At 31.8% G+C, this 1,575-nt stretch carries 1 protein-coding gene; it reads left to right on the forward strand.

Going from position 1 to position 1,575, the window contains the following annotated elements; genetic code table 11:
• Positions 1-283 precede the first annotated feature (283 nt).
• The gene (locus ACO409_RS10905; RefSeq protein WP_485557184.1) at positions 284-1,456 is read left to right on the forward strand and encodes an IS110 family RNA-guided transposase; all 1,173 of its coding nucleotides are present in this window, start codon (positions 284-286) and stop codon (positions 1,454-1,456) included.
• Positions 1,457-1,575: the final 119 nt, after the last annotated feature.

Consider the following 1,575-nt stretch of genomic DNA (forward strand, 5'->3'; position numbering starts at 1 on the left):
CCTTGTATAATATAGTTACATTATACAAGCTCCTTTCTTTAAATTTTTTATATTGATTATATATTTTTTTATTTATATAATATACTTAATTAGATAGAGTGACATCGGTTTTTCCTTGTTGTTTTAACTTCGTTAGAAAGAGTGATGCCTCTTCTGATAAAGTGTTTACGAATTAGTTAGATGTTGACGCTTCCTGTGTACTTCGCATTTTGAACAAGGTAGTGACTTTTATCAGCTCTTGAGGACTTCTATCTAAAATATATTAACGGAAGGTGTGTTTTTTATGTTTTTCCTAGGCATTGATATTGCTAAGCATAATCATGTTGCTTCATTAATTGATGATAACGGCAACTCTATTTTTAAAGCCTATTCTTTTTCTAATTCCAGCAATGGGGCTGGTTCCTTAATTGACAAATTAAAAAAATATTCTACAGATGATATCATCATCGGTATGGAAGCTACTGGACATTACTGGCTAGCCCTATACTCATACCTGTTAGAAAAAGATTTCAATATTATTGTTATAAATCCCATTCAAACTGATGCCTGGCGTCATGCAACTGACATCAGAAAACGTAAGACAGATAGCAGCGACTCTGTCCTGATTGCTGACTTTATCCGCTTTGGAAACTTTCAAACTTCTTCCATTGCCGATGAAAAATATTTAAATCTTCGTAATATGACTAGATTTAGACATTCTTTAATCAAGCAAATTGGTGATCTGAAAAGAAAAATTATTGCCAACCTGGATCTAGTTTTTCCTGAATATTCATCATATTTTAGTGATATTTTTGGACAAACTTCCAAGGAAATATTGCTTAACTTCAATACTGCTGAAGATTTTAAAAATCTTAAGACAAGAGATTTTGAAAAAGTTTTAAGGAATATTACCTTAAAAAAATCTGCAACTATTAAATTAAACAGTCTTAAACAAATGTCCCAATCTTCTTTTGGAGTTAAATTTGCCCTTAGTTCCTATTCTATACAGATTAAATGCTTAATTGAACAGATTAAGGTAATCGAAGATCAGGCAAAACTCATTGAGAATGAAATAGAATCAATTGTAAAAGACCTGAATACACCAATTTTTACAATACCTGGCATAGGCTATGTGACAGGAGCTGTCATACTCGCTGAATTAGGCGACATCAACAAATTTTCCAGCGATAAGAAGATAGTCGCATATGCTGGTTTAGATGCAACTGTTAACCAGTCAGGACAATCTGACGGAGAGCATGGACATTTAAGCAAACGTGGCTCAACACACCTAAGAAAAGCCTTGTTTCAAGCTGCTTTTGTTGCAAGTACGAATGACACCATCTTTAAAGATTTTTATGACAAAAAACGCAAGGAAGGAAAGCATCATTTAGTAGCTGTAAATGCAGTTGCCCGTAAAATGTGCCATGTTATTTATGCAGTACTAAAAAAGAATGAACCTTATGTAGAACAAAAATAGAATAAATTAAAAATACATTAACCTAACTGACAGGTATTTTTGTTGTGCATAAATTTTTCAATAAATTTTATCTAAAAACTTTAAAATTTATGCTTGACTTTTTATAGTTAGTCTTTCTT

It is taken from the genome of Leptotrichia sp. (assembly GCF_057270615.1).

Coding starts and splice junctions, on each gene's coding strand:
- ACO409_RS10905 (WP_485557184.1), top strand. CDS start 284: ATGTTTTTCCTAGGCATTGATATTGCTAAGCATAATCATGTTGCTTCA.